The sequence below is a fragment of the Brevibacterium metallidurans genome (assembly GCF_037101285.1).
Lineage (GTDB): Bacteria > Actinomycetota > Actinomycetes > Actinomycetales > Brevibacteriaceae > Brevibacterium > Brevibacterium metallidurans.
This window is the reverse complement of record NZ_BAAAAF010000017.1, coordinates 20308-43245: the sequence shown is the minus strand read 5'-3', so window position 1 is coordinate 43245 and position 22938 is coordinate 20308. Positions and strand designations below refer to the sequence as shown.

23 protein-coding genes are annotated in these 22938 nt (G+C 68.0%); 10 read left to right on the top strand and 13 right to left on the bottom strand.

Annotated features, from left to right (window positions below):
• The first annotated feature begins 164 nt into the window (after window positions 1-164).
• The 3 genes from AACX88_RS15775 to AACX88_RS15765 all read left to right on the top strand — a co-directional run bounded on the left by AACX88_RS15775 (window position 165) and on the right by AACX88_RS15765 (window position 3212).
• On the top strand, window positions 165-638 hold the full coding sequence (locus AACX88_RS15775; protein WP_339393812.1) for a DoxX family protein: 474 nt from the start codon (window positions 165-167) through the stop codon (window positions 636-638).
• Between the two features lie 345 nt (window positions 639-983).
• Window positions 984-2165 carry a calcium:cation antiporter gene (locus AACX88_RS15770; RefSeq protein WP_339393811.1) on the top strand — a complete coding sequence of 394 codons (1182 nt, stop codon included), beginning with the start codon at window positions 984-986 and terminating at the stop codon, window positions 2163-2165.
• 240 nt (window positions 2166-2405) lie between these two features.
• Window positions 2406-3212 (top strand): hypothetical protein, encoded by an 807-nt coding sequence (locus AACX88_RS15765; protein WP_339393810.1) that lies wholly within the window; start codon window positions 2406-2408, stop codon window positions 3210-3212.
• Window positions 3213-3357: 145 nt separating this feature from the next.
• On the opposite strand, the gene AACX88_RS15760 is transcribed toward AACX88_RS15765, so the two are convergent.
• Window positions 3358-4275 (bottom strand): LysR family transcriptional regulator, encoded by a 918-nt coding sequence (locus tag AACX88_RS15760; RefSeq protein WP_339393809.1) that lies wholly within the window; start codon window positions 4273-4275, stop codon window positions 3358-3360.
• 78 nt (window positions 4276-4353) lie between these two features.
• Here AACX88_RS15760 and AACX88_RS15755 point away from each other — a divergent pair, with 78 nt between their 5' ends.
• Entirely contained in the window at window positions 4354-5319 is a 966-nt protein-coding gene (locus tag AACX88_RS15755) for an EamA family transporter (protein ID WP_339393808.1), read from the top strand.
• A gap of 74 nt (window positions 5320-5393) precedes the next feature.
• Complete coding sequence (locus AACX88_RS15750; RefSeq protein WP_339393807.1) at window positions 5394-6398, top strand: aldo/keto reductase family protein; 1005 nt, start codon at window positions 5394-5396, stop codon at window positions 6396-6398.
• Between the two features lie 97 nt (window positions 6399-6495).
• Here the strand turns inward: AACX88_RS15750 and AACX88_RS15745 are convergent, their stop codons facing one another.
• Together AACX88_RS15745 and AACX88_RS15740 are read right to left on the bottom strand one after the other, a co-directional pair.
• Window positions 6496-6969: a hypothetical protein gene (locus AACX88_RS15745; protein ID WP_339393806.1), complete on the bottom strand. Its 474-nt coding sequence runs from the start codon at window positions 6967-6969 to the stop codon at window positions 6496-6498.
• Window positions 6970-7050: 81 nt separating this feature from the next.
• Window positions 7051-7539: an SRPBCC domain-containing protein gene (locus AACX88_RS15740; RefSeq protein WP_339393805.1), complete on the bottom strand. Its 489-nt coding sequence runs from the start codon at window positions 7537-7539 to the stop codon at window positions 7051-7053.
• Between the two features lie 16 nt (window positions 7540-7555).
• Here AACX88_RS15740 and AACX88_RS15735 point away from each other — a divergent pair, with 16 nt between their 5' ends.
• Complete coding sequence (locus tag AACX88_RS15735; protein WP_339393804.1) at window positions 7556-7936, top strand: ArsR/SmtB family transcription factor; 381 nt, start codon at window positions 7556-7558, stop codon at window positions 7934-7936.
• Window positions 7937-8117: 181 nt separating this feature from the next.
• On the opposite strand, the gene AACX88_RS15730 is transcribed toward AACX88_RS15735, so the two are convergent.
• Window positions 8118-8375 (bottom strand): MFS transporter, encoded by a 258-nt coding sequence (locus AACX88_RS15730; RefSeq protein WP_339393803.1) that lies wholly within the window; start codon window positions 8373-8375, stop codon window positions 8118-8120.
• Window positions 8306-9391, bottom strand: a complete 1086-nt coding sequence (locus tag AACX88_RS15725; RefSeq protein ID WP_339393802.1) for an MFS transporter — start codon at window positions 9389-9391, stop codon at window positions 8306-8308. Before AACX88_RS15725 ends, AACX88_RS15730 begins: the two co-directional genes overlap by 70 nt.
• Before the next feature lie 206 nt (window positions 9392-9597).
• Between AACX88_RS15725 and AACX88_RS15720 the strand changes: the two genes are divergently transcribed.
• On the top strand, window positions 9598-10140 hold the full coding sequence (locus AACX88_RS15720; protein ID WP_339393801.1) for a hypothetical protein: 543 nt from the start codon (window positions 9598-9600) through the stop codon (window positions 10138-10140).
• Between the two features lie 4 nt (window positions 10141-10144).
• Here the strand turns inward: AACX88_RS15720 and AACX88_RS15715 are convergent, their stop codons facing one another.
• From AACX88_RS15715 to AACX88_RS15695, 5 genes are all read right to left on the bottom strand, one after another.
• Entirely contained in the window at window positions 10145-10582 is a 438-nt protein-coding gene (locus tag AACX88_RS15715; RefSeq protein WP_339393800.1) for an NUDIX hydrolase, read from the bottom strand.
• A 51-nt stretch (window positions 10583-10633) separates the two neighbouring features.
• Window positions 10634-11263: a DNA-3-methyladenine glycosylase I gene (locus tag AACX88_RS15710; RefSeq protein ID WP_339393813.1), complete on the bottom strand. Its 630-nt coding sequence runs from the start codon at window positions 11261-11263 to the stop codon at window positions 10634-10636.
• A 50-nt stretch (window positions 11264-11313) separates the two neighbouring features.
• On the bottom strand, window positions 11314-13371 hold the full coding sequence (gene betT / locus AACX88_RS15705; RefSeq protein ID WP_339393799.1) for a choline BCCT transporter BetT: 2058 nt from the start codon (window positions 13369-13371) through the stop codon (window positions 11314-11316).
• Between the two features lie 191 nt (window positions 13372-13562).
• On the bottom strand, window positions 13563-14942 hold the full coding sequence (locus AACX88_RS15700) for a short-chain fatty acid transporter (protein WP_339393798.1): 1380 nt from the start codon (window positions 14940-14942) through the stop codon (window positions 13563-13565).
• A 218-nt stretch (window positions 14943-15160) separates the two neighbouring features.
• Complete coding sequence (locus AACX88_RS15695) at window positions 15161-16543, bottom strand: NAD-dependent succinate-semialdehyde dehydrogenase (protein WP_339393797.1); 1383 nt, start codon at window positions 16541-16543, stop codon at window positions 15161-15163.
• Window positions 16544-16720: 177 nt separating this feature from the next.
• Between AACX88_RS15695 and AACX88_RS15690 the strand changes: the two genes are divergently transcribed.
• Window positions 16721-17074, top strand: coding sequence for a nuclear transport factor 2 family protein (locus AACX88_RS15690; RefSeq protein ID WP_167559925.1), 354 nt, complete (start codon window positions 16721-16723; stop codon window positions 17072-17074).
• Between the two features lie 76 nt (window positions 17075-17150).
• Here AACX88_RS15690 and AACX88_RS15685 read toward each other — a convergent pair whose 3' ends face one another.
• On the bottom strand, window positions 17151-18065 hold the full coding sequence (locus AACX88_RS15685) for a 3-hydroxyacyl-CoA dehydrogenase NAD-binding domain-containing protein (RefSeq protein ID WP_339393796.1): 915 nt from the start codon (window positions 18063-18065) through the stop codon (window positions 17151-17153).
• 95 nt (window positions 18066-18160) lie between these two features.
• Here AACX88_RS15685 and AACX88_RS15680 point away from each other — a divergent pair, with 95 nt between their 5' ends.
• Together AACX88_RS15680 and chrA are read left to right on the top strand one after the other, a co-directional pair.
• Window positions 18161-19024: a hypothetical protein gene (locus AACX88_RS15680; protein WP_167559921.1), complete on the top strand. Its 864-nt coding sequence runs from the start codon at window positions 18161-18163 to the stop codon at window positions 19022-19024.
• A 91-nt stretch (window positions 19025-19115) separates the two neighbouring features.
• Window positions 19116-20381: a chromate efflux transporter gene (chrA, locus tag AACX88_RS15675; RefSeq protein WP_339393795.1), complete on the top strand. Its 1266-nt coding sequence runs from the start codon at window positions 19116-19118 to the stop codon at window positions 20379-20381.
• 66 nt (window positions 20382-20447) lie between these two features.
• On the opposite strand, the gene AACX88_RS15670 is transcribed toward chrA, so the two are convergent.
• The gene (locus AACX88_RS15670) at window positions 20448-21161 is read right to left on the bottom strand and encodes a YceI family protein (protein WP_339393794.1); all 714 of its coding nucleotides are present in this window, start codon (window positions 21159-21161) and stop codon (window positions 20448-20450) included.
• Between the two features lie 141 nt (window positions 21162-21302).
• Window positions 21303-22937: a long-chain-fatty-acid--CoA ligase gene (locus tag AACX88_RS15665; protein ID WP_339393793.1), complete on the bottom strand. Its 1635-nt coding sequence runs from the start codon at window positions 22935-22937 to the stop codon at window positions 21303-21305.
• Window position 22938 lies beyond the last annotated feature (1 nt).

Here is a 22938-nt window from a genome sequence, read left to right as displayed (position 1 = left end):
GGCCACGTCGAGGTCTTTCGGATGGATTGTGTGAGAACTTCCATCATCGGAAGACCTCGACGTCTATCCGCGCAGCGACTCGCCGTGTCCTGGAATCACCGATCTACACTCTCAATTACGAAGAGCCGTTTTGGTTGTCATTTCAAATAAATCTGGAGGACAACATGTACGCCACCACCGGACTGCCCACTCTTGCCCGCGACGTCATTGCCCTCATCGCCCGTATCGGGCTCGGAGTCATCCTCATCGCCCACGGCTGGCAGAAATTCAACGAATGGACGATCGCCGGCACGACTGAATCGTTCTCGCAGATGGGGGTGCCGGTGCCGGAGTTCGCCGCACCCTTTGCGACGTTCGTCGAGCTCATCGGCGGCACTCTGCTCATCCTCGGCGCGTTCACGCCCATCGTCAGCGCGCTCATCGCGATCAACCTCCTCGGTGCCCTCGTCATCGTCCACTTCGTCCCGCAGCCCTTCGTCAGCCAGGGCGGCTGGGAGCTGGTCGCGGCACTGTCGGCCGGTGCGCTGCTCATCGCCGCGATGGGGCCGGGACGCTTCAGCGTCGACCGCTTCGTGTTCCGTTCGAAGGGCCCGCGGGCGAGGCGGGTCAGCGGAGCGCACGCGCCCGCCGCTGCCTGACGCTCAGCTGTCCGGCACTGATCCGGCACTGACCTGCCGCTGACTGCGACTTCTGCACGGCTGAGGAGCGCTGCGGTCCGAGGGCCGTTCGATCCCATGAGGGTTCGGGCGGCCCTCGTCTGGGTTCTAGCGGCCCTCGTCTGCGTTCGAGCGGTCCTCGTCTGCGTTCGAGCGGTCCCCGGCCGTGCCGGCGCCCATTCGTCTCTCGCCGTGCCTGCGCCGATTCGTCTCGCGCCGTGCCGCCAAGACGCTCATTTGCTACGATCGAAAGCACGTGGCGAGCGGGACGACCCGGTCGCTGACCACCGCGATGAGGACGGCCTCGTAGAACTGGATCCGACCGTCATGTCTGCCGCGCTTCGCAGCATCGTCACTCCCACCGCCATCGTCCGACTCGTCCTCGGCTGGGGTGCTGTCCTCGCCCTCCCGATGCTCGGGCCTCTCCTCGAACCTCCCGCCCCGGCGCCGCTGCTCATCACCGCGCTCGTCGTCATCGTCGGCGTGATCCTCACCTGTGCCTTCGGCGTCGTCCACGAGGCCGAGCACCTCGCCCACCGCCTCGGCGACCCCTACGGTTCGCTCGTGCTCACGCTCTCCATCGTCCTCATCGAGGTCATCCTCATCGCCGCTGTCCTGCTCGGGCCCGGCGAGCATGCGACGATCGCGCGGGACTCGGTCATGGCGGTGTCGATGATCATCCTCGGCGCCGTCGTCGGGCTGTGTCTGCTCATCGGCGGCCTGCGCCACGGCGGGATGGAAGCCAATCGGACGGGCACCTCGGCGTATCTCAGTCTCATCATCGTCCTCGCCTCGCTCGCGTTCGCACTGCCCGCCGTCATCGGCGTCGACGGCAGCTACCTGCCGTGGCAGGAGATTCCGATCATCATCCTCACAATCGGGATCTACGCGTTCTTCCTCACCCGGCAGATGGGGGCGCAGGCCGATGACTTCCGCGAGGTCGATCCGCGGTTGGTCGGTGAGCGCAGGTCGGGAGTCTCCGGGTCGGGAGATGCCGCGCTCCCCGCCGCCGTCGAGGCGGCGCGGCCGAGCATCGGCGAGACACTGTCGACCCACCGCGTGGAGATCATCCTGCGCCTGGCCCTGCTCGTCGTCACCGTCCTTCCCATCGTCCTCCTCTCCCATGACATGGCGGCGCTGCTCGATGACGGGTTGGGCCGCCTCGGCGCTCCGGTTGCGCTTTCCGGCATCGTCATCGCGATGATCGTCTTCCTCCCGGAGACGATCACGGCGATCCGCGCCGCCTGGCAGGGCGAGGTCCAGCGGGTGAGCAACCTCTGTCACGGGGCGCTCGTCTCGACGGTGGGTCTGACGATTCCCGTCGTGCTCATCATCGGGATGCTCACCGGCCAGCAGATCGTCCTCGCCGAAGGGCCGGCGAACCTCCTGCTCCTCGGCGTCGCCGTGGTCCTGTCGGTGACGACCTTCGCAGCGAATCGGGTCACGGCCGTCCACGGTGCCGCACTCCTCGTCGTCTTCGCCGTCTACGCCCTCAGCGTCTTCGCGTAGGCCGGGGCCCAGACGCGAGCACTGCCGTCGACCCCTTCCGCGTGGTCGGCTTCGCCCTCATGCGACCACCTCCGCGCCAGCGCCCAGACGCGACCATGGTCGCGGTGGTGATCAGAATCCGCCGCTGCCGCCCCCTGCCACGTGGCCGGGTTCCCGACCTGTCGGGCCGGCGTTCGTGGCATGGTGGAGGGACGACGGACCACCTCGGTGCCGACGATCGCCCACGAGAGGAGGGCACCCATGCGTCACGACGCAGAGCGGGAACGCACCCACTCCCTGCTCGACTCCGCCCCCGTGCCCGAGCATTGGAGCAATGTCCTCGCACACATGAGGACGTCGCCGTTCACCCGCTTGAGCAGGGACGACATTCTCGCCGAGGCGACCGGCCTCCTCCTCATCGCGCCCTCCCCCGAGGTGGTCGCCGCCTGCTTCGGCGATCTCCTTGGTGCATTCGATGAGTGTGCGGGCTTCGTCCGTGTCGTCTCACCCGAAGCGCTCGTCGCTGACGGTTCACCGAAAGCACTCGTCGCTGACGGTCCGTCAGCGCCAGCCGACTCGGACTGCTCTGCGCGCTCGCTCACCGTCGCCGACGTCCCCGCGGGGACGTGGGTCTTCCTGCCGCATCGCAGCGACGGGTGGGAGGAGCTCGAGACCGCCTCGGCGCGACTTCATCGCCTCCTGGTCAGGGAGAATGCCCGCCGAGACGAAGCTTCCAAGCTCGTTCTCCTCGAGTACGGGATCAATCTGTGGCTCTGGGCCGAACCGCCGTCTCGCGGCGGCGACCCGGTCTGCCATGCGGGCGAGCTCATCAGCTGGGAGAGCGCCTGGGCGCTCGAGGCGCCCGGTGACAGCGCCCACGCGGCCGAGATTCATCGAGACGGCCACTTTCCGTCGAGACCGCCACTCCCAGACCGCGGTCTCGGCGCTAAGTGGCCGTCTCGATGTGACGAGGGTCGCTCATCCGCGGCTGCCGAACCTGCCTCACTCCGCCCGCCGATCTACTTCGGCCTCCCGCCGCTCCTCAGGCACCGGCGCATGCGCGGCTGAGATCCACCGAGACGTCAGCGCGGCAGAGCGGCATCCGACCAGCCGCGTGCACTCTCATGTCGCCGAGACCGCCACTTTGCGTCGAGACCGCCAATTACGGGCAGCGGTCTCGGCGCCAAGTGGCGGCCTCGAAGCAGGCAAAGCCTCACGCCTCCCCACCCTCACGACCCTCTCTCACACGGCTGCGCGCGCCGAGGCGACTGCGGGCAAGGTCGACGAAGGCAAGCGCCGCGGGACTCGGGTTGAAATCACTCCACGCGAGATACTCCGTGCGCGTCGGACCACCGGTCACCGGCACCGTGCGCACCTCGAGGTCCGGAGGCACGATCGCCGGCGGCAGGAGGGCGACCGCGAGATCCTGAGCGACGAGGTCGAGGATCATGCCGATGACCATGACCTCAAAGGCGACCGTCCGACCCAGACCGGCGGCGGCGAACGCGAGGTCCGACTGCTCACGCCCGGGACTGCCCTGCGGAAAGTCGACGAACGTCTCCCCTGCCAGCTCGCTCAGTCGCAGACGCCGGCGCCCGCCGAGGCGGTGGCCCGGTCCGAGGACCGCGACGTGCCGTTCCTCGGCGAGGACGATGTGCTCGGTGCCAGTCGGCGTCACGGTCGCGGGGAGGCCGAGGATCGCCGCATCAAGGTCACCGGTCCGGAGTTCATCGAGGAAGTCGCGGCTGCCGCCGGTGCGCAGGCTCGTGCGCACCCGCGGATGCCGCCGATGCAGGTTGCCGAGCACGGCCGAGAGGTCAAGTGCGGTGACGGTGGGGATGACGCCGATCGAGAGGCCCCCGGTGATCTCCCCGGTTGCCGATGCCGCCGCCGAGGCGGCCCGATCGGCGGCGTCGAGTGCTGAGCGGGCCGCCGGGATGAAGGCGGCGCCCGCCTCGGTGAGGTCGACGCGTCGGCTCGTGCGGGCGAAGAGGCTGACACCGAGTTCATGCTCGAGCGCCTTGATCTGATGGCTGAGCGCGGATTGGACGACATGGCATTTCGCGGCGGCCCGGGTGAAGTTGCGCTCCTCGGCGACGGCGACGGCGTAGCGCATCTGCTGAAGCTCCATCCATCTATCGTGAACGACGATCGCTGAGATGAAAAGCATGTGTTGGACTCATAGGTCGAGTAGGCGGAGTCTGGAGGCATGACTACGACGACTTCGCCCCCGGTTCCCACTGCATCCTCCACCGTCGCCGGCGGCCGCCTCGGCGCAACCCTGAGCACCGCGCTTGCCCCAGCTGTCTGGGGCACGACGTACCTGGTGACCACGGCCTTCCTGCCGGCCGACCACCCGATGTTCGCCGCTCTCATGCGCTCCCTGCCCGCCGGGATCATCGGCCTGCTCATCGCCCGGCGACTGCCGGTCGGGTCGTGGTGGTGGAAGATCTTCGTCCTCGGCACCCTCAACATCGGCCTGTTCTTCCCGCTCCTCTTCGTCGCCGCCGGTCGCCTGCCGGGTGGGGTGGCCGCGACCCTCGGGGCCGCGCAGCCGATCCTCGTCACAGTGCTCGCGGTCATCGTCCTCGGCGAGCGGCTCTCGAAATGGCGGCTCGGGTGGGGCGTCGTCGGTGTGGTCGGCGTCGGCATGGTCGTCCTCGGCCCGGGCGCCGGGTTCGATCCGATCGGCATCCTCGCGGGCATCGCCGGGACGGCGGCGATGGGCACCGGGGTCGTCCTCGTCAAACGATGGGGACGACCGCCCGGGGTGAGCGCCGTCGGCTTCGCCGGCTGGCAGCTGAGCGCGGGCGGACTCGTCCTCCTCGTGCCCACCCTCGTGCTCGAAGGGGTGCCGGCGAGCATCGACCTCGCCGGGATCGGCGGATACCTGTGGCTCGGCCTCATCGGCGGGATCCTCGCCTACACCCTGTGGTTCCGCGGCCTCGGCCGGCTGCCGGTCACCGCGACCGCGCTGCTCGGTCTCCTCTCCCCGCTCGTCGCCGCGAGTCTTGGCGTCGTCTTCGCCGGCGAACGCCTCACGCTCATCCAGATCGCGGGCTTCGGGCTCGCACTCGCCGCGCTGGCGTGCGGACAGCTCAGTCCCTCCCGACGCCGAGGGCCAGCGACGTCGGTGACAGCGGGACGGGCGAGCGCCTCGGCGAATACCCGGTGACCTGGGCCGATGCAGCGCTCTCCGCTGCATCCGGTCGGACAGGGGGTCTTGACTCACGGTCGTAGGCTGAGGATATGGAGTTCAGGTATCTCGGCAACAGCGGTTTCAAGATCTCGGAGATCACGTACGGCAACTGGCTCACGCACGGTTCCCAGGTGGAGAACGACATCGCGACGAAGTGCGTCCATGCCGCGCTCGACGCCGGGATCTCGACGTTCGACACCGCCGATGTCTACGCGAACACGGCGGCCGAGCAGGTCCTCGGCGATGCGCTTGCCGGTCAGCGGCGCGAGTCGCTCGAGATCTTCACGAAGGTCTACTTCCCCACCGGGCCGAAGGGCCACAACGACACCGGGCTCTCCCGCAAGCACATCATGGACTCGATCAACGGGTCGCTCACGCGGCTCGGCACGGACTACGTCGACCTCTTCCAGGCGCATCGCTACGACTACGAGACGCCGCTCGAGGAGACGATGCAGGCCTTCGCCGATGTCGTCCGTGCGGGCAAGGCGCTCTACATCGGGGTGAGCGAGTGGAACGCGGACCAGCTGCGCGCCGGTCACATCCTCGCCCGTGACCTGGGGATTCAGCTCATCTCGAACCAACCGCAGTACAACATGCTGTGGCGGGTCATCGAACCGCAGGTCGTTCCGACGTCGCAGGAGCTCGGGATCTCGCAGATCGTGTGGTCGCCGATCGCTCAGGGCGTGCTCACCGGCAAGTACAAGGTCGGGCAGCCGGCCCCGGCAGGCTCACGGGCCACCGATGACAAGGGCGGGGCGGACATGATCTCCCGCTATCTCAATGATGAGACGCTCACGGCGGTCGCGAAGCTCGAGCCGATCGCCGCGGATCTCGGGCTGACGATGGCGCAGCTGGCGATCGCGTGGGTGCTTGCCAACGACAACGTCGCCACCGCGCTCGTCGGGGCGTCGCGTCCCGAACAGGTCGAGTCGAATGCGGCGGCTGCCGGGGTGAAGCTCGACGCCGAGGTGCTCGCCCGCATCGATGAGGCGCTCGGTGATCTGCCGGAGTCCGACCCGACCAAGACGCAGTCACCGCCCACCCGCATCGTGTGAGGACGGTTCTATCCCCGCCGAGGTGATGTTCCGTGGAGGATCCACCTCGAATAATCGTCGTTCCTCGAAGTGGATCCGCCACTCAACGCCCTGCCCGTCAGCAGGCCAGTCCGGTGAGTGGGTCCGTCTTCGGCGGTGACGTCTCGGCCGACAGGACGATGAGGCGCGTCGCGCACGCGGTGAGCAGCCCGGCGGGGATGGCGAAGCCGAGGGCGAAGAGCAGAGTGGCCCATTCGTAGGCTTCGATGTAGGCAACGGGTCCTTGGATGAGCATTCCGAGGATGTTCATCGCTGCGAGCACCGAGACGAGACCGAGGATGAAGCAGAAGAGCACCGCCCCGGTTCGGCTGTGAAGCCGAGGGGCCGCGACCCGAACGACAAGTTCCGCCGGGATGCCCATGACGAGACCGACCACTGCCCCGAACCCGGTCGCCGCCGCGATCATGACGATCTGTCCGGCATCGAATTCGAGAAGGATCAGCCCGGCGAGCAGTCCGACACCGGCACCGATTCCCGAGGTCAGCAGAACGAACTTCCAGAACGACAGGCGCTTGCGATACCGAATGCTCACACCGTCAATCTATCGTGTCGGGCCCTCGGCGCACCCATGCCCGGCGCTCTCGCCGGGGGTCAGCCTCGCCTGTCGACTGACTTACTTGTAGAAGCCCTCGCGGAGGTTGATGCCGTATTCGACCCACGCCTTGAGTGCGGCGAGCATTCCGGTCCATCCCATCGAGTTGCCGAAAGCACCCTCGGCTCCCCCGACTGTCGTCTTCCACGCCTTCTCGGTGATCGTCACCAGAGTCCGGGTTCCGCCATCGACGGGAGTGAACTCGAAGGTCGTCGTTGTCTTCGGGGCCACAGTCTCGCCGCTGCCCTCCCACGCGATGACGATCTTCTCATCGGGCACAGCCTCGATGACATCGACGGGGAAGCGGCCCGGAAAGTCGGCGAAGTCCCAGCTCACCTCGGCACCCGTCTCGAGTCGGCCGCGGGCACCCCCTGTCGTGAAGTACTTCGAGAGCTGCTCGGGATCGGCGACGGCCTCGTACGTCTCGTGTGGGGTCTTCGAGATGTAGCCGGTGACGGTGAAGGAGAGTTCTTCCAGCTGGGCGCTCTTGTCTTTCTGCTCATCAGTCATGTGATATTTTTATCACATGTCGAGTGGGAAGGGAATGGGTGAGCCGGAGGATTCAGGCTCGGACGCAGACGCCCGTGACGACGCCGTGTTCAAGGCACTCGCCAACGCCACCCGCCGCCGCATCCTCGACCTGCTCAAACGCGAGCCTCTGACGACGGGGGCGGTCGCCGAGGCGTTTCCCGACCTCGATCGCACGACCGTCCTCCAGCACATCCGCGTCCTCGAACGCGCCGAGCTGCTCACCGGCCGCAAGGTCGGCAAGACCCGCGTACTCGCGCTGGCCCCGCTGCCGATCAAGCGCATCCACGATCGGTGGATCGGCGAGTACGCCCGTGCGGCCGTCGATATGCTCGCGGTGCTCGATGGCGACGAGACCGCAGAGGATCGCGAGGAGTGACGTGGGACGCCCGCACGCCGAGGCGGGTGCCGCCACCGGCGTCAGCGCCCAGCCGATGGCGAATCCGCGCCCACTCACCGGTGAGAATCGTTCCCGCATCGCCGTTGAGGTTCCGCAGAATTGGGCCGCCACCCTCAGGGGTCCGCAGAATCCACGGAGCACCGCCAAGTGACCTGAGAAATCAGCGCCGGGTGCGGCGCGCGTTGACCACCCAGGAGACGAGACCGGTGAGCAGCAGCACGCCTGCGCAGAGGAGGAAGGTCGCCGTGTCGCCGAGGTAGGTGAACCCGAACCCGCCGATGACCCCGGCGATGCCGAGCCCGATGTCGAAGCTCATGTTCCATGCGAGGCTCGCCTTCGCCGGACTGCTCACCTCGGTGAACGCCATGACGAGGCTCGCCGACTGCAGGGTGCCCAGTGCCAGCCCGATGAGGACCATCGCCCCGCGAGCACCACACTGTTCCCCGTGAACGCCGTGACGATGAGACCGAACGCCGCCGCACCGACGCCCAGGAGGTTGAGAGCGAGCGGCGATCGCACATCGGCCACCGCCCCGGCAGCGAACCGGCCGATCACCGAGCAGACCTGCATGATGAGGATGTAGATCGCAGGATGCGCGACCTCGCGACCCGGCCCGAAGCCGACGATGAGGCCCATGGTGATCATGCTGATGAGGAACGGGGCGAGCATGACGATCAGGCGTACAGCGCGCCGACCTCGTCGCGGTGAGCGATCCTGCCGCGGTGAGCCGGCGCCCTCGGCCGCCGCGTCCGCGGGCCGGATCACCTCGTCTGCACCGACCCCCGCTCCCGGAACTCCGCCCAGCTCGACGCCAGGTTCCTCACCCGAGGCCGACCACTCACTCCTCCCCGGTCGCCTGCGCCCCGGGATGAACGTCAGCAGGGTCGGCACCGCGAGGAGCAGCGTCCCGCAGGCGATGAGCCGGAACGTCCATACGGGCACGACCCCGATGAGCCACAATCCGGTGGGCGCTCCGACGGCGGCAGCCAACGAGGTGATGCCGCCGAAGATCCCCAGCGCCTTGCCCAGCCGCCTCGGCGCCACCGTGTCCGGCACCACCGCATTGGCGAGGACGACGAAGAGCCCGAATCCCATTCCACCGAAGATCCCCGCGAGGACGAGGCTCGGCAACGGCGCGCTGACGATGAGCCCGCACACCTGTCCGAGCACCTGCAGACCGAGCGCGAAGAGCAGCGCCGCCCGCATCCCCCACCGCTGCCCCAGCCACGGCGCGAACGGCTGGGCGACGATGACGCCGACCATCATCGTCGTCAGCACCGTCCCGCCCGTCACCGTCGACAGGCCGCCCGCGGCCCCGATCGTCACCATCGTCGAATAGCTGAGGAAGAACCCGGAGAACCCGAACATCGCCGACCACACCAACCCAAGCAAGGCCGGGGTCAGAGTGCGTCGATCTTCGGGTGAAATGGTCATAATCGGACCCTACGTCACCACCTCGCCGAGGTGGCCCCGGTCTCACCCGAACCCGACCCACCCGCCCTGCCGCCCCTGGCCGACGAACCCTGTCGCCAGTGGCCAACGGACCCTGCCGTGACCGACCGAACAGCCCTGCCGCCCGTGTTCACCGGCCCCTTCGGACTGTTCATCGGACGGTCCTCGACGTTCTGTAGAATCGCCGCATGACCTCGTCCGAGCACACTTCCTCCGGCCTCATCGACACGGGTTTCGTCCTGCGCTACGAACCGCTCTACGATCTCACCGACCTCGAGGCGGAGATCTTCGACAGCATTGCCCCGAAGGTCGTGCGGCGCGAGGGATACAAGCGCAAGAACTTCCTCAAAGTCGTCGAATGGAAGGCCGTGGCCGTGCTGCCTCAGGCCGAGCGGCTCGCCGCGGACGACATCGACTACATCACGGGTGTGGCCCTCGACGAGGACACCCCGAACCATCTGCGCCTGCCGCTGCTCAAGGTGCTGCCTGGGGTCGGCAACCCTTTGGCCAGCGCCCTGCTCACGGTCTTCGACCCGAAGAAGTACGCGATCATCGACGCCCGCGCCGTCGGCGTCCTCCACGACCACGGTCTCCTCGAATCCGCGAACCCGCAGCAGGTCGACTACGGTGCCTACCGGAAGCTCGTGAAGTCCCTGGCCAAGGGCGCGAACTGCGCACCGCTCGACCTCTACCGCGCCCTCATCGCCTACTCGCGTCAGCCGAAGGCCTGAGTCCTCAGATCACGCCCTGCTCGCGAAGCGCCGGAACGACCCGGTCGCGCGTGAGCGGGGCGAACTGCCGCTGCGCTGTGTCGGCGGGCATCGGGTCGTAGGAGAACCAGCCGGCTGCCGCGATCTCCGCCTGGTGACTCACCTCGACGATGTCGAGTCCGGCGGGCAGTCCGTCATAGCGGAACACATCGCCGATGACCCGGTGGTCTGCTTCGTTCGCCGCATCCGCGGCGAAGGTGCCCACGGGGATGAGCCGCTCGCGGTCGAGGGTCAGGCCGAGCTCCTCGGCGATCTCCCTGATGATGGTCTCCTCCGCGCTCTCCCCGGGTTCGGGTTTGCCGCCGGGCAGCATGAACGACGTCGTTCCCGTCTTGCGGACCAGGAGGATCTCCGGTCGCTGCGGATGGATGAGCACGAGCGCACTCACACGGATGTCCTTCATGCGGGCCTTTCGACGGCAGATGGGTTCGGACTCAGCGCCCCTGGAGCCGGCTCACGCGGGCCACAGGCCCGAGGCGCCCCTGCGGTGGGAGCCGAGGAGGTGCGTGTCCACCATACCGATGGCCTCCATGAGCGCATACATCGTGGTCGGGCCGACGAAGCGGAACCCCTTGGCCTTGAGCGCCTTCGACAGCGCCGTGGACTCGGGTGCGGTCGTCGGCACCTCGGCGATCGTCACCGGTCGCGGGGTGTCGACCGGCTGGAAGCCCCAGATGAAATCGGCGATGCCGCCTTCGTCGCGCATCGCGAGGATCGCCCGCGCATTGCCGATGCACGCCTCGATCTTGCCGCGATGGCGGATGATGCCGGGGTCGGCGAGCAGCCCGTCGATCTCGGTCGCACCGAAGCCGGCGACCGCCTCGGCGTCGAAGCCCGCGAACACCTCACGGAAGCGCTCGCGCTTCTTCAGGATCGTCAGCCACGACAGCCCCGCCTGGAAGCCTTCGAGGCTGAGCCGTTCGAACAGCCCCGCTTCGTCGCGCACCGGCAGACCCCACTCGGTGTCGTAGTACTCCAGCAGCAGCGGATCCCCGTAGGCCCACGGGGTCCGGGCGAGTCCGTCGTCGCCCACCACCGGACCGCCGAGAACGCCCGAGTCGCCGGGGCGTCCGTCACCGTCCATCGCCGAGGCGGCTGGGTCCTGCGCAGAGGAATCCGCGTGCGCTGCCACCCTCAGTCCGTTCCGCCGGTGATGTTCTCCTGCATCTGGAGGAACTCGACGTGGCGTTCGTACTTGTCGAGGACGTCGTCGATGAGCTGGTCCTTCGTGTAGCCCATGATGTCGTAGCCCTGACCGGCACCACCGCCGAGGTAGACCTCCATCCGGAAGTAGTCCTCCGTTCCGCGCGGGACCCGGCCGCCGAACGAGGGCACGCTGACCTTGTGCGGCCATACCTGGTAGCGGAACGGGTACTGTCCCTCCCCGTCGACCTCGAGTTCGACGAGTTCGCCGTTCTCGTCGAAGCGGCCCTCCGAATCGACGCGCCCGCAGCGCGCGGAGATGCCGCGCTCCTGCATCTCCGCGGCGATCTCGGCCAGGGTCGGCAGGAGGACGTTCTGCTCGTAGTCGCGGACCTTGCTGCCGCTGGGGAACGCGAGGACGCGGGAGAGCTGCTTCTTCCACGTCTCATGCCCGCGGGTCGAGCGCCGGGCGAGCGAACCGGAGAGGCTCTGCTCGACGCTGTCGACCCGGTTGCCTTCGACCCGCAGGGCTCTGTAGAGGCCGATCATGACGAGGATGATGACGAAGGCGAACGGCAGACCCATGATCACCGTGGCGCTCTGCAGCGCCCCGATCCCGCCGACGATGAGCATCGCGACGGTGAGCGCACCGGTGAGCACGGCCCAGAAGATGCGCAGCGACGCCCGACCGTCGTCCTGCGGGGTGGGCAGGAACGAGGACAGGTTGGCCATGACGAGGGCAGCGGAGTCCGCCGAGGTGACGTAGAAGAGCAGAGCCGTGAGCGTGGCGAGGGCCGCGACGACGACGAAGAACGGATACTGGGCGAGGAGTTCGTAGAAGCCGCCTTCGGGATTGAGCATGGTCTGCTCGCCGAACTCCTTGTTGCCGCTGCGGATGATGTCGAGGGCGGAGTTCCCGTAGATCGAGATCCACATGAAGATGTAGATGAAGGGGATCGTCAGGGTGCCGATGACGAACTGGCGGATCGTCCGACCGCGGGAGATGCGGGCGAGGAAGAGTCCGACGAACGATGCCCAGGCGATCCACCACGCCCAGAAGAACAGGGTCCAGTCCGTCATCCACGTGCCGGTGTCCTCGAAGGCGAAGGTCTGGCCGACCATGTTCGGGAAGAGGCGGAAGAAGTCCGCGACGTTGAGGACGAACGCGTTGAGGAGGAACTTCGTGTTCCCGGCCACGAGCACCCAGAGGCTGAGCGCGATCGCGGCGAAGACGTTGAGGAGGGAGAGGAACTTGATGCCCTTGTCGACGCCGGAGACGGCGGAGAGCGTGGCCACGGCGACGCCGACGACGACGATCGCAATCTGCGAGGCCGTGCTCACGGGCAGACCGAAGACGACGTTGAGGCCGACGTTGACCATGACGACGCCGATGCCCAGCGAGGTGGCGACACCGAAGATCGTGCCGAGCAGGGCCGCGAAGTCGACGGTGTCGCCGAGCGTGCCCTGCACGCGTTTGCCGAAGATCGGGGCGAGTGCTGACCGGATCGCCAGCGGCATGTTCATCCGGTAGGCGAAGTAGGCCAGCGCGATGCCCATGAGCGCGTAGAGACCCCAGCCGCTGAGCCCATAGTGGAAGAGCGTCCACACGGTCGCCTCGCGCGCGGCGTCGACGGTTTCGGGCTGGGTGCTCGGCGGAGTGAGGTACTGGGTGACGGGTTCGGCGACGGCGAAGAACATGAGGTCGGTGCTGATGCCGGCGGCGAACAGCATCGCCGCCCACGGCAGGAGACCGAACTCGGGCTTCGAATGCTCGGGCCCGAGCTTCGTCGACCCGTACCGCGAGGCGGCGAGGTAGATGACGAAGACGAGGACGATGGCGACGAGGAGGACGTAGAACCAGCCGAACCAGTCCGAAGTCCAGCCGACGACAGCGCCGAGCACGGCTTGGGCGTTGACCGGGGCGAGGAACGCCCACAGGGTGATGCCGACTGTGCCGACCGCCGCGGAGATGAACACGCGTTTGTTCACCGGCGGCAGCTTCTTCCCGCCCTTCGCGTCGTCCGTGGACTGCTGTGTCTGTGGTGACATCTGCTCGCTCCCTCGTCCGGCGCTGGAGCGCCCCGACATCTCGACTCAGTGCTCTGGCCCGGCGCCGCGCCCAGTCAAGGGGTGGAGGATCAGGTCCGCCTGCGACTTCGTGGGCAACCAACGATGGAGGCTACCATATCGTAATTCCCGGTAGCCTCACAGTGCCGGTGCGGTGAGCTCACAGAGAGACCTCACAGAGACACGAGCAGCAGGGCGAGTGCCATGACGACCCCGGAGCCGAGGAACGTGATGAACGTGTAGCCGAGGATGTCGCGCATCTTCAGCCCCGCGATCGCGAGCACCGGCAGCGCCCAGAACGGCTGGAGCATGTTCGTCCACTGGTCCCCGTAGGACACGGCCATGATCGCGATCGACGGATCGACGCCGAGTTGGTTCGCCGCGTCGAGCATGATCGGGCCCTGCACGGCGAACTGGCCGCCGCCGGAGGGGACGAAGAAGTTGACGAGTCCGGCCGAGAGCAGGGCGAGGACGCCGAAGGAGACCGGGTTGGCGATCGAGACGAAGGCGTCGGAGAACACCGCGATGAGTCCGGTGCCGCTCATGATGCCGAGGATGCCCGCGTAGAGCGGGAACTGCAGGAGGATCTCGCCGACGTTCGAGGCCGCGTTCTTCGTCAGGTGGATGAGTTCGAAGGGGTTCTTCACGAGCAGGAAGATGAGCGCGAGGAACGACCAGTTGACGATGTCGAGGGTCAGTCCCCCGCCCTGAGCGAAGTGGACGATGAGGTAGGCGACGAGGGCGAGACCGACGATGAGGGTGAGGATGCGGGAGGCGTCGATGCGGTCGGCGGGAGTGAGGACCTCCTCGGCGAAGGAGGGCTGCGCCGAGGGATCGACGGATTCGGGCATCTGGTAGACCGGGGCGTCGCCCTTGGGGGCGATGAGGTAGAAGAGGACGCTGCAGACGATGAGGACGCCGAGGATGGCGAGCAGGTTCCACGTGGAGAAGATCGTCTGGCTCACGGGCACGATCTGCCCGCCGAGGGACTCGGCGAGGAACGAGTCCGGGGTCGCCGCGGTGAGCGGACCCGAGCCCGAATACCCCATGTGCCAGACGACCATGCCGGAGTAGCCGGCGGCGACGAGGAGCGGGAAGTGGACCTTGATCCCGCGGTGGCGGGCCTGGACGGCGACCTCGCGGGCGAGCAGGGCGCCGACGACGAGGCCGAGGCCCCACGTGATGAGGCTGGCGATCGCGGCGACGAGGAAGACGAAGACGTAGGCGAAGGCTGCGCTGCCGGGGACGCGGGCGAGCCGGGTGAGCAGCGCCTGCACGGGTCCCGTGTTCGCGAGGATGTGGCCGAGGAGGAGGATGAGGCACATCTGGGTCATGAATTCGAGCAGACCCGACAGCCCCACGCCCCAGCTCGTGACGACCTCGAGCGGGCTCGCCCCGGTGAGGACGAAGGCGAGGATCGCGACGATGAGGGTGAGGACGATGGCGAAGGTCAGCGCCGAGGGGATCCACCTCTCGAGGACGCGGTTGATCGGGCGCATCACACCCTTGGAGACCGCGGCGTTCTTCTGCTGTGACGGCGACGGTGCCGACATGGGGACCTCCTGCTGGGAAAGTGCTGTGTATCACATCAGGATACAGTGAAGGCGCCGTCCGATCGGACGGCGCCTTCCCCATTGCCCGCCGAGGCGGTCGGGCCTCGGTCGCCGAGGTGGTCGGGCCTCGGTCGCCGAGGTGGTCGGGCCTCGATCAATGAGCCGGCGGGCCGCGGTCTCAGGTGCGCGGACCCTCGGCTCAGCTCACGCGTGCGATCTCAGGAGTTCTTCTGGAACACGAGCTGCTTGTTGACGAACTCGTCCATGGCCAGCGGTCCGAGCTCACGGCCGACGCCCGAGCGCTTGACCCCGCCGAAGGGCAGGTACTCGCGTGAGCCCTCGGGTGCGTTGATGAAGACCATGCCCGAGTCGATCTGGGCCCCGACCCGCTCCGCGCGTTCGACGTCGCCGGAGAAGACCGCGGCGCCGAGGCCGTACGGCGTGTCGTTGGCGAGTTCGACGGCCTCCTCCTCGCTGCCGACCCTGTAGACGATGACGGCCGGGCCGAAGAGCTCCTCGTAGTACCCGCGCATACCCTTCTCGACATCGGTGAGGACGACGGGTTCGACGTACGCGCCGCCGCCGTCGTACTTCTTCCCACCCGCGAGCAGGGTCGCGCCCTGGCTGACGGTGTCCTGGACCTGCTCGACGAAGCGGTCGGCGGCCGCAACCGAGGACAGCGGGGAGAGACGGGACCCCTCCTCACCGGGCACCTCCGGGGTGGCCTTCTTCGCCGCCTCGGTGATCGAGGTGAGGAACTCGTCGTAGACGTCGTCCATGACGATCATCCGCTTGGGCGAGTTGCACGCCTGTCCCGTATTGCCCATGCGGGTGTTGAAGAACGTCTTCGCGCTCTTCGCCACGTCAGCGGTGTCGAGGAGGATGTAGGGGTCGGAGCCGCCGAGTTCGAGGACGACCTTCTTGAGGTTCTTCCCCGCCTCGGCGGCCACAGCCGCGCCCGCACGCTCGGACCCGGTGAGGGACACGCCCTGATTGCGGGGGTCGGGGAGGATGAGATCAGCGACCTGTTCGTTGCTCGCGTAGACGTTGATGTACGCGCCTTCGGGCAGTCCCGCCTCGATGAAGATCTCCTCCATGATCTTCGCCGACCGCGGGCACTGCGGGGCGTGCTTGAGCAGGATCGTGTTGCCGAGGGCGAGGTTGGGCGCGGCGAACCGGGCGACCTGATAGTAGGGGAAGTTCCACGGCATGATGCCCAGCAGCGAGCCCACGGGCTTGCGGCGGATCCATGCGGTGCCGTCCTCGGGTCCGCGCAGGGGCTCATCGGCCATGAACGCCTCGGCGTTGTCGGCGAAGTACCGGTAGATGTTCGAGCTCAGGGCGACCTCGCCCTTGCCTTCGGGCACGGCCTTGCCCATCTCGAGCCGGATCACCTCGGCGAGCTCTTCGGCCCGTTCGGCGTAGATCTCGGCGACCCGGGTGAGCAGTCTCGCCCGCTCGGCCACCGGTGTCTGACTCCACTGGGTGAACGTCGTCGCCGACCGGTCGAGAGCCGCGAGGATCTCCGCGTCGGTCGCCGTCGGGAACTCTTCGACGACCTCGCCGGTCGCCGGGTCGGTCACGCGATACAGGGTGGACATGTTGGACCTCTTCTCTGCTTCGATGCCGGGAATCGCCGGTGACCGCAGACCTCGCCGAGGTGGTCACCGCGTGTTCGTCCCACGCTATGACCGATCCGTGTCCGCGGCAATTCCCCCGCCGAATTCCCAGGGTGCCCTGTGCGCGTTCGCGCAGGCGGGGACTGCTATGTTGTCGCTATGACCTCAGTCACAGATCTCGTCAAGCGCTACTACACGACCGTCGACGCCGGTGATCCGGTCGCCACCTCGGCGCTCTTCGCCGCCGACGCCTCCTACGATCGCCCCGGCTATCCGACGATGGTCGGCCAGCAGATCACCGACTTCTACCTGGGCGCCCGGGTCATCGAGTCCGGGGCGCACGAACTCACCGAGATCCTCGTCGACCGCAGCCATGCGGCCAGTCGCGGGATCTTCGCGGGACGGCTCAAGGACGGCTCGGAGACCCGCGTCGGGTTCTCCGACTTCTTCCGCTTCGACGATGACGGTCTCATCGCCGAACGGACGACGTACTTCTACGCCCCCGCCGTCTGAGCTGCGCGCAACCTCAACCCCCGCGCCACCCAGCCCCGCGCCGTTTGAGCAGCGCGGACCCAGGCACTTCGCTTCCTCAGTCAGCCTGCCCCCGGGCCTGCAGCACTGCCCGTTGGATGCGGTCGCGCTCAGCGGCGGCTGCAGCGCTCGGCGTCGTCCCGTAGGCGTCTTCGACCTGCGCGTACACCTGCTCCATCGCCTCATCGCCGAGGTCGAGCGGCAACGGGTCGATCGCGGCGAACGAGGGCCCGATGTGGTGCATGAATCCGCGGATCCCCGCCGATCCCCCGCCGAGGTGCATGCCCGCGAACTGTCCCACGGCCGCCCAGCGCAGACCGAGCGAGTTCCGCATCACCGCATCGAGTTCGGCGGCGGTGACGACGCCGTTCTCGACGAGCGCGACCGCCTCCTTCATCAGCGCGTTCTGCAGCCGGTTGCCGACGAACCCGCGCACCTCCCGGCGCAGGACGACGGGTTCGCGTCCGCAGCTGCGGTAGAACGCGACCGCGGCCGCGACGGTGTCCGCGCTCGTCCGCAGTGAGGGGACGACCTCGACGAGCGGCATGAGGTGCGGCGGGTTGAAGGGATGGCCGACGATGATCCGGGCGGCGACCGCATCGGGCAGGTCGGAGGCGATGAGCGAGGCCGGGATCGTCGACGACGAGGTGGCGAGCACGGCCTGGGCCGGTGCCGCCTCGGCGAGTCGGGCGAAGAGCTTCGGCTTCTCGACCGGGTCCTCGGGTCCCGACTCCTGGACGAATCCCGCCGAGGCGACCGCCTCCTCGAGCGTGTCCGCGGACTCGATCTCCCCGCCGGTCTGCCCTGGCCTGTCCGCGAGATCGGCGGCGACGTCCTCACGGATGCCGGCGACCACCTCGGCGAGGTCATCCCGGGGATCCCACACCCGCACCGGATGCCCGGAGGCAGCGAAGAGGCGGGCGAAGGAGCGGCCGATGGTTCCGGCGCCGATGACGGCGGCAGTCGATGTCATGGGATCAGGCTATACCTCGACCCCGACCAGCGTCCGAGTCGGATTTTCCCTTCGCCGACGCCTCTGACAGGGAGGTTCGGTGGCACAATGTCACCATGGAAACGCGTGCAGGACTGAGAACGGTCGACTCGGAGATCATCGCCCTGGCCGAGGACGAATTCGAGGCCGCCGCCGAGGGTGCGGGCATCATCGTCCGTGAGATCCACACCGCCGCCGAGGCGGCCGAGGCCTCCCTGCTCCTCGACGAGGTGTGGAACGTCGACAAGACGGGCACGAACGTCTTCGAACCCGGACTCATCGTCGCCTTCGCCCACGCCGGCAACTACGTCTCCGCCGCGTTCAGCGCCGACGACCCTGAGGAGATGATCGGCGTGACCGTCGGGTTCTTCGGGCAGCCGCTGGGCACCGTCATGCATTCGCACATCGCCGGGGTCCGTCACGGGCACGTCGGGCACGGGGCCGGGTCGGCGATGAAGCTCCATCAGCGGCTGTGGTGCCTTGAACTCGGGATCACGGAGATGACGTGGACGTTCGATCCGCTCATCGCCCGCAACGCGTACTTCAACTTCCAGCGCCTCGGCGTGAGCATGGTCGAATACCTCGAGGACTTCTACGGGCAGATGCGCGACGGCCTCAACGAGGGTCAGGCGAGTGACCGGATGATGGTCTCGTGGCCGCTCGACCGGCCTGCGCGGGTGCCCGCGGTGCCCGCAGACAGTGCGTTCGCGTGCCTGCGCGCCGATGCGTCCGGCGAACCGCTCATCTCCGAAGTCCCGCGGGAGGCCGCCGTCGTCTCCCTCGACTTCCCCTCCGACATCGAGAACCTGCGCCGCCACGATGCCGAGCTCGCCGCCCGCTGGCGGGTGGCCCTGCGCGATTCGCTCACCGCGCTCATCGCCGACGGCTGGGTCGTCGACACGTGCCTCAAAGGCGGGACGTACCTCCTCCACCATCCGTGAGGACTCGTTCACCTCGACGTCATGTTCGCCCCGTTGAATGGTGCCTCAGCGCCGGTCGGATCGGTGCGTCGATGTCCGTCGAGAGGAACAGATGAGCAACCGGCACCCCGGCACCGTCGGCGAGGTCTTCCGGATCTTCCTCCGCCTCGGACTCACCTCCTTCGGCGGACCCGTCGCCCATCTCGGATACTTCCGGGAGACGTTCGTGGCCCGGCGGAAGTGGCTTAACGATGATGCCTACGCCGACCTCGTCGCCCTCTGCCAGTTCCTGCCCGGACCGGCGTCCTCGCAGGTGGGCATGGCGATCGGCCTGCAGCGGGCCGGGTACGGGGGTCTGCTCGCGGCGTGGTTCGCGTTCACGATGCCCTCGGCGATCCTGCTCGTCGCCTTCGCCTTCGGCATCGATGCCTTCGGTGACGCGATGGGCACCGGCTGGCTGGCCGGGGTCAAGGCCGCCGCGGTCGCGATCGTCGCCGGTGCCGTCCTCGGCATGGCGAAGTCCCTGACCCCCGATGCCAAACGCGCGACGATCGCCGGCATCGCGGCCATCATCGTCCTCCTCGTCCCCTCCCCCGCCGTCCAGGTGCTTGCGATCGTCGTCGGCGCGGTGCTCGGTCTGACCTGGCTGCGCGCCGAGGCGGCCGCACGGACCGAGGAGAGCGCGCGGACAGAGGCCGCCGCCTCCGAGTCGAGCGCCGCCAAGGCGCAGGCGCCTGCCGCCGCACCGTCGGGCTTCCGGGTCCCGGTCTCGAAGCGGGCAGGGGCGGCAGCGCTCATCACGTGTGCCGCGCTGCTCATCGTCCTGCCCCTCGCCTCGGCGCTCACCGGTGATCCGGCTCTGCGGTTGGCAGACATCTTCTCCCGCGCGGGCGCCCTCGTCTTCGGCGGCGGGCACGTCGTCCTCCCGCTGCTCGAGACCGAGACCGTGCGCTCCGGGCTGGTCGACCATGACACGTTCCTCGCCGGCTACGGTGCCGCTCAGGCGGTGCCCGGTCCGCTGTTCACGTTCGCCGCGTTCCTCGGTGCCTCGACGACCAGCGGCCCGACCGGGGTGCTCGGGGCGACGATCGCCCTCGTTGCGATCTTCCTGCCCGCGGGACTGCTGACGGTCGGCGCCCTGCCGTTCTGGCAGGGTCTGCACCGTTCGGTCCACGCCCGCCGGGCGCTGCTCGGGGTGAATGCGGCGGTCGTCGGCCTCCTCGGCGCGGCCCTCTTCGACCCCGTGTTCGTCGAAGGCGTCACCTCCCCGGCCACGCTCGCGATCGCGCTGGCCGCGTTCATCGCCCTCACACGGTGGAACGTGCCCGCCTGGGCGATCGTGCTCGGTGCCGCCGGCATCGGGGCCATCGCCCTCTGAGGTCTACAGGCCTGACTCGAGCCTCGCTCGGGCGCGACCCACGAGTGACTCAGCCGTGCGCGCTGTTCACCCCTGCGTGAGCGCGAGGGAGAACTCGACGACTCCGGAGTCCTCGACGGAGACGAAGCCGAGATTGGGCGGGGCGACCCCGAAGTCCTGCCACGTGACGTCGATGGCGCCGACGACGCTGAGTCCGTCGTTCGTCCGCGTCGTCGTCGCCTGCGCGGTCGCCTCCTGGCTCTGCCCGTTGATCTCGAGGGTGCCGGGGATCTCGACCTCGGCCGAACCCGAGTCCCCGACGGCGGAGAGGTCGACGGGACCGGTGGCGGTGAATGTCGCCTCGGGGTTGGCGCTCGTGTCGATGGCCTGCGAGGTGAAGTACCCGTCGCGGCGCGAATTGTCGGTGGCCACGGTGCGCAGGTCGACGGTGACGGTGCCTGCCGTGAGCTCGGTGCCCTCCACGGTCACGGAGCCCGTGACGTCATCGGTGCGTCCGACGACGGTGACGTTCTCACCGTTGAGCACCTCGTCGACGCGGTACCCGGCCTCCGAGCCGTCACCGATCGTCCATTCCCCGGCGATCGCTCCCGCCGAGGCGCTCCCGGTCCCGGTCTCGGCCGCGACGTCCTCCTCGGCGAAGGATTCCGGTGCGGCCGAGTTCTGCGAGGAGGCGTAGAGCCGGGTGCCGATGATGGCACCGCCGATGAGCAGGACGATGATGAGGATCGCGATGATCCAGGTGAGCGGTCGGGAGCGGAGCGGACGGCGAGTGTTCGTCATGCCACTACGGTACAAACTTCAACTACCGGCTCGGAAGACCTTCCATCCTGCCGAATCCCTGGGACTGCGGCGCAGGATTCCCAGGGATTCGACAGTCGGCGGGGATTCGTCCCACCCGCAGGACCTCTCAGCGAAGAACCTTCAGCCCTCGTTCTCCCAGTTCTTGCGCAGCAGCTTCTTGTCGAGCTTGCCCACCGAGGTGCGCGGCAGCTCCTCGGTGACGATGATCTCGTCGGGCAGCTGCCACTTGGCGAAACGATCGCCGAGGACCTCGACGATCTTCTCCCGGGTCACCTCGGCGCCGTCATTGGCCACGACGTAGGCGACGGGACGCTCCTGCCACTTCTCGTCGGGGACGCCGATGACGGCTGCCTCCTTGACGTCGGGACTGTCGAGGATCGCATTCTCCATGTCGATCGAGGAGATCCACTCGCCGCCGGACTTGATGACGTCCTTGAGGCGGTCGGTGAGCTTGAGGTACCCGTTGGGGTAGATGACCCCGACGTCGCCCGAACGCCACCAGCCGTCGAGGAACCTCTCGGAGTTGTCCGGCAGCTGGAAGTAGGATTCGGTGATCCACGGTCCGCGCATGAGCACCTCGCCCATCGACTTGCCGTCGCGAGGCAGCTCCTCACCGGTGGGATCGACGACCTTGACCTCGACGCCGATGACCGGCAGACCCTGGTAGCGCTTGAAGTCCCAGCGCTCCTCCTCGTCCATGTCGAGGCTCGGCTTGATGTGCCAGTTCGTCGTCGCCAGCGGCGTCGTCTCCGTCGCCCCGTAGCCATGGATGACGTCGGCGCCGGTGATCTCCTTGAACCCGCGCATCATCGACAGCGGCGGCTCGGAGGACCCGGAGACGAGGCGGACACCGCTGAGGTCCGGAGGCTCGGGCATGTTCTTCATCATCTGGAGCATGGGGGCGAAGATCGCCGGGGCACCGTTGGCCAGGGTGACCTTCTCGGCGATGAACGCCTGCGCGATCGCCCCGAACTCCTCGGCGGCGAACTTGCCGGGCAGGACGAGTTTGGCTCCGGCGGCCACCGCGTTCTGCGGGAAGCCCCAGGACAGGACGTGGAACATCGGAGTGATCGGCATGACGGTGTCGGAGAACGTCGCCCCGAGCGCGGCGAGCCCGCCCATAGTGTGCAGGTAGATCGACCGGTGCGAGTAATACACGCCTTTGGGCCGACCCGTGGTGCCCGTCGTGTAGCCGGCGTAGGCGGCCGTCTTCTCGTCGACGACCGGCCAATCGTAGGTCTCGGGCTTGTCACCGATGAGGTCTTCGTAGAAGACGACGTTGTCCAGGGTCGTCTCGATCTCCGACGACGGCTTGTCGGTCATGACGACCCAACCCTTGACGTCGAGCTTCGGGGCGAGCTTCTCGGCCACCGGCAGAAGCGACTCGTCGACGAAGATCCAGTCGGACTTCGAGTGGCTGACGACGTAGGCAAGGTCCTCGGGCGCGAGGCGGAGGTTGAACTGGAGCATCGTGGCCGCGAGGCCGGGCACGGCGAAGTAGAGCTCGAAGTGCCGGCGGGAGTTCCAGTCGAGGACGCCGACCATGGAGCCGGCGCCGACGCCGAGTTCGCTCAGCCCGTGGGCGAGCTGGGCCATCCGGCGCCACTCCTCGGCGTAGTTCGACCGTCCCCACGAGCCGTCGGAGCGGCGGTAGACGACCTCCTGTTCGCCGAAGGTCAGGGCGGCGTGCCGCATCATCGAGGTGGTGTTGAGCTGGTAGCTGTCGCCGAGGGTCGACGGGATGCCAGTGAGCATG

Coding starts and splice junctions, on each gene's coding strand:
- AACX88_RS15775 (WP_339393812.1), top strand. CDS start 165: ATGTACGCCACCACCGGACTGCCCACTCTTGCCCGCGACGTCATTGCC.
- AACX88_RS15770 (WP_339393811.1), top strand. CDS start 984: ATGTCTGCCGCGCTTCGCAGCATCGTCACTCCCACCGCCATCGTCCGA.
- AACX88_RS15765 (WP_339393810.1), top strand. CDS start 2,406: ATGCGTCACGACGCAGAGCGGGAACGCACCCACTCCCTGCTCGACTCC.
- AACX88_RS15760 (WP_339393809.1), bottom strand. CDS start 4,275: ATGGAGCTTCAGCAGATGCGCTACGCCGTCGCCGTCGCCGAGGAGCGC.
- AACX88_RS15755 (WP_339393808.1), top strand. CDS start 4,354: ATGACTACGACGACTTCGCCCCCGGTTCCCACTGCATCCTCCACCGTC.
- AACX88_RS15750 (WP_339393807.1), top strand. CDS start 5,394: ATGGAGTTCAGGTATCTCGGCAACAGCGGTTTCAAGATCTCGGAGATC.
- AACX88_RS15740 (WP_339393805.1), bottom strand. CDS start 7,539: ATGACTGATGAGCAGAAAGACAAGAGCGCCCAGCTGGAAGAACTCTCC.
- AACX88_RS15735 (WP_339393804.1), top strand. CDS start 7,556: ATGTCGAGTGGGAAGGGAATGGGTGAGCCGGAGGATTCAGGCTCGGAC.
- AACX88_RS15730 (WP_339393803.1), bottom strand. CDS start 8,375: ATGGTCCTCATCGGGCTGGCACTGGGCACCCTGCAGTCGGCGAGCCTC.
- AACX88_RS15725 (WP_339393802.1), bottom strand. CDS start 9,391: ATGACCATTTCACCCGAAGATCGACGCACTCTGACCCCGGCCTTGCTT.
- AACX88_RS15720 (WP_339393801.1), top strand. CDS start 9,598: ATGACCTCGTCCGAGCACACTTCCTCCGGCCTCATCGACACGGGTTTC.
- AACX88_RS15715 (WP_339393800.1), bottom strand. CDS start 10,582: ATGAAGGACATCCGTGTGAGTGCGCTCGTGCTCATCCATCCGCAGCGA.
- AACX88_RS15710 (WP_339393813.1), bottom strand. CDS start 11,263: ATGGACGGTGACGGACGCCCCGGCGACTCGGGCGTTCTCGGCGGTCCG.
- betT (WP_339393799.1), bottom strand. CDS start 13,371: ATGTCACCACAGACACAGCAGTCCACGGACGACGCGAAGGGCGGGAAG.
- AACX88_RS15700 (WP_339393798.1), bottom strand. CDS start 14,942: ATGTCGGCACCGTCGCCGTCACAGCAGAAGAACGCCGCGGTCTCCAAG.
- AACX88_RS15695 (WP_339393797.1), bottom strand. CDS start 16,543: ATGTCCACCCTGTATCGCGTGACCGACCCGGCGACCGGCGAGGTCGTC.
- AACX88_RS15690 (WP_167559925.1), top strand. CDS start 16,721: ATGACCTCAGTCACAGATCTCGTCAAGCGCTACTACACGACCGTCGAC.
- AACX88_RS15685 (WP_339393796.1), bottom strand. CDS start 18,065: ATGACATCGACTGCCGCCGTCATCGGCGCCGGAACCATCGGCCGCTCC.
- AACX88_RS15680 (WP_167559921.1), top strand. CDS start 18,161: ATGGAAACGCGTGCAGGACTGAGAACGGTCGACTCGGAGATCATCGCC.
- chrA (WP_339393795.1), top strand. CDS start 19,116: ATGAGCAACCGGCACCCCGGCACCGTCGGCGAGGTCTTCCGGATCTTC.
- AACX88_RS15670 (WP_339393794.1), bottom strand. CDS start 21,161: ATGACGAACACTCGCCGTCCGCTCCGCTCCCGACCGCTCACCTGGATC.
- AACX88_RS15665 (WP_339393793.1), bottom strand. CDS start 22,937: ATGCTCACTGGCATCCCGTCGACCCTCGGCGACAGCTACCAGCTCAAC.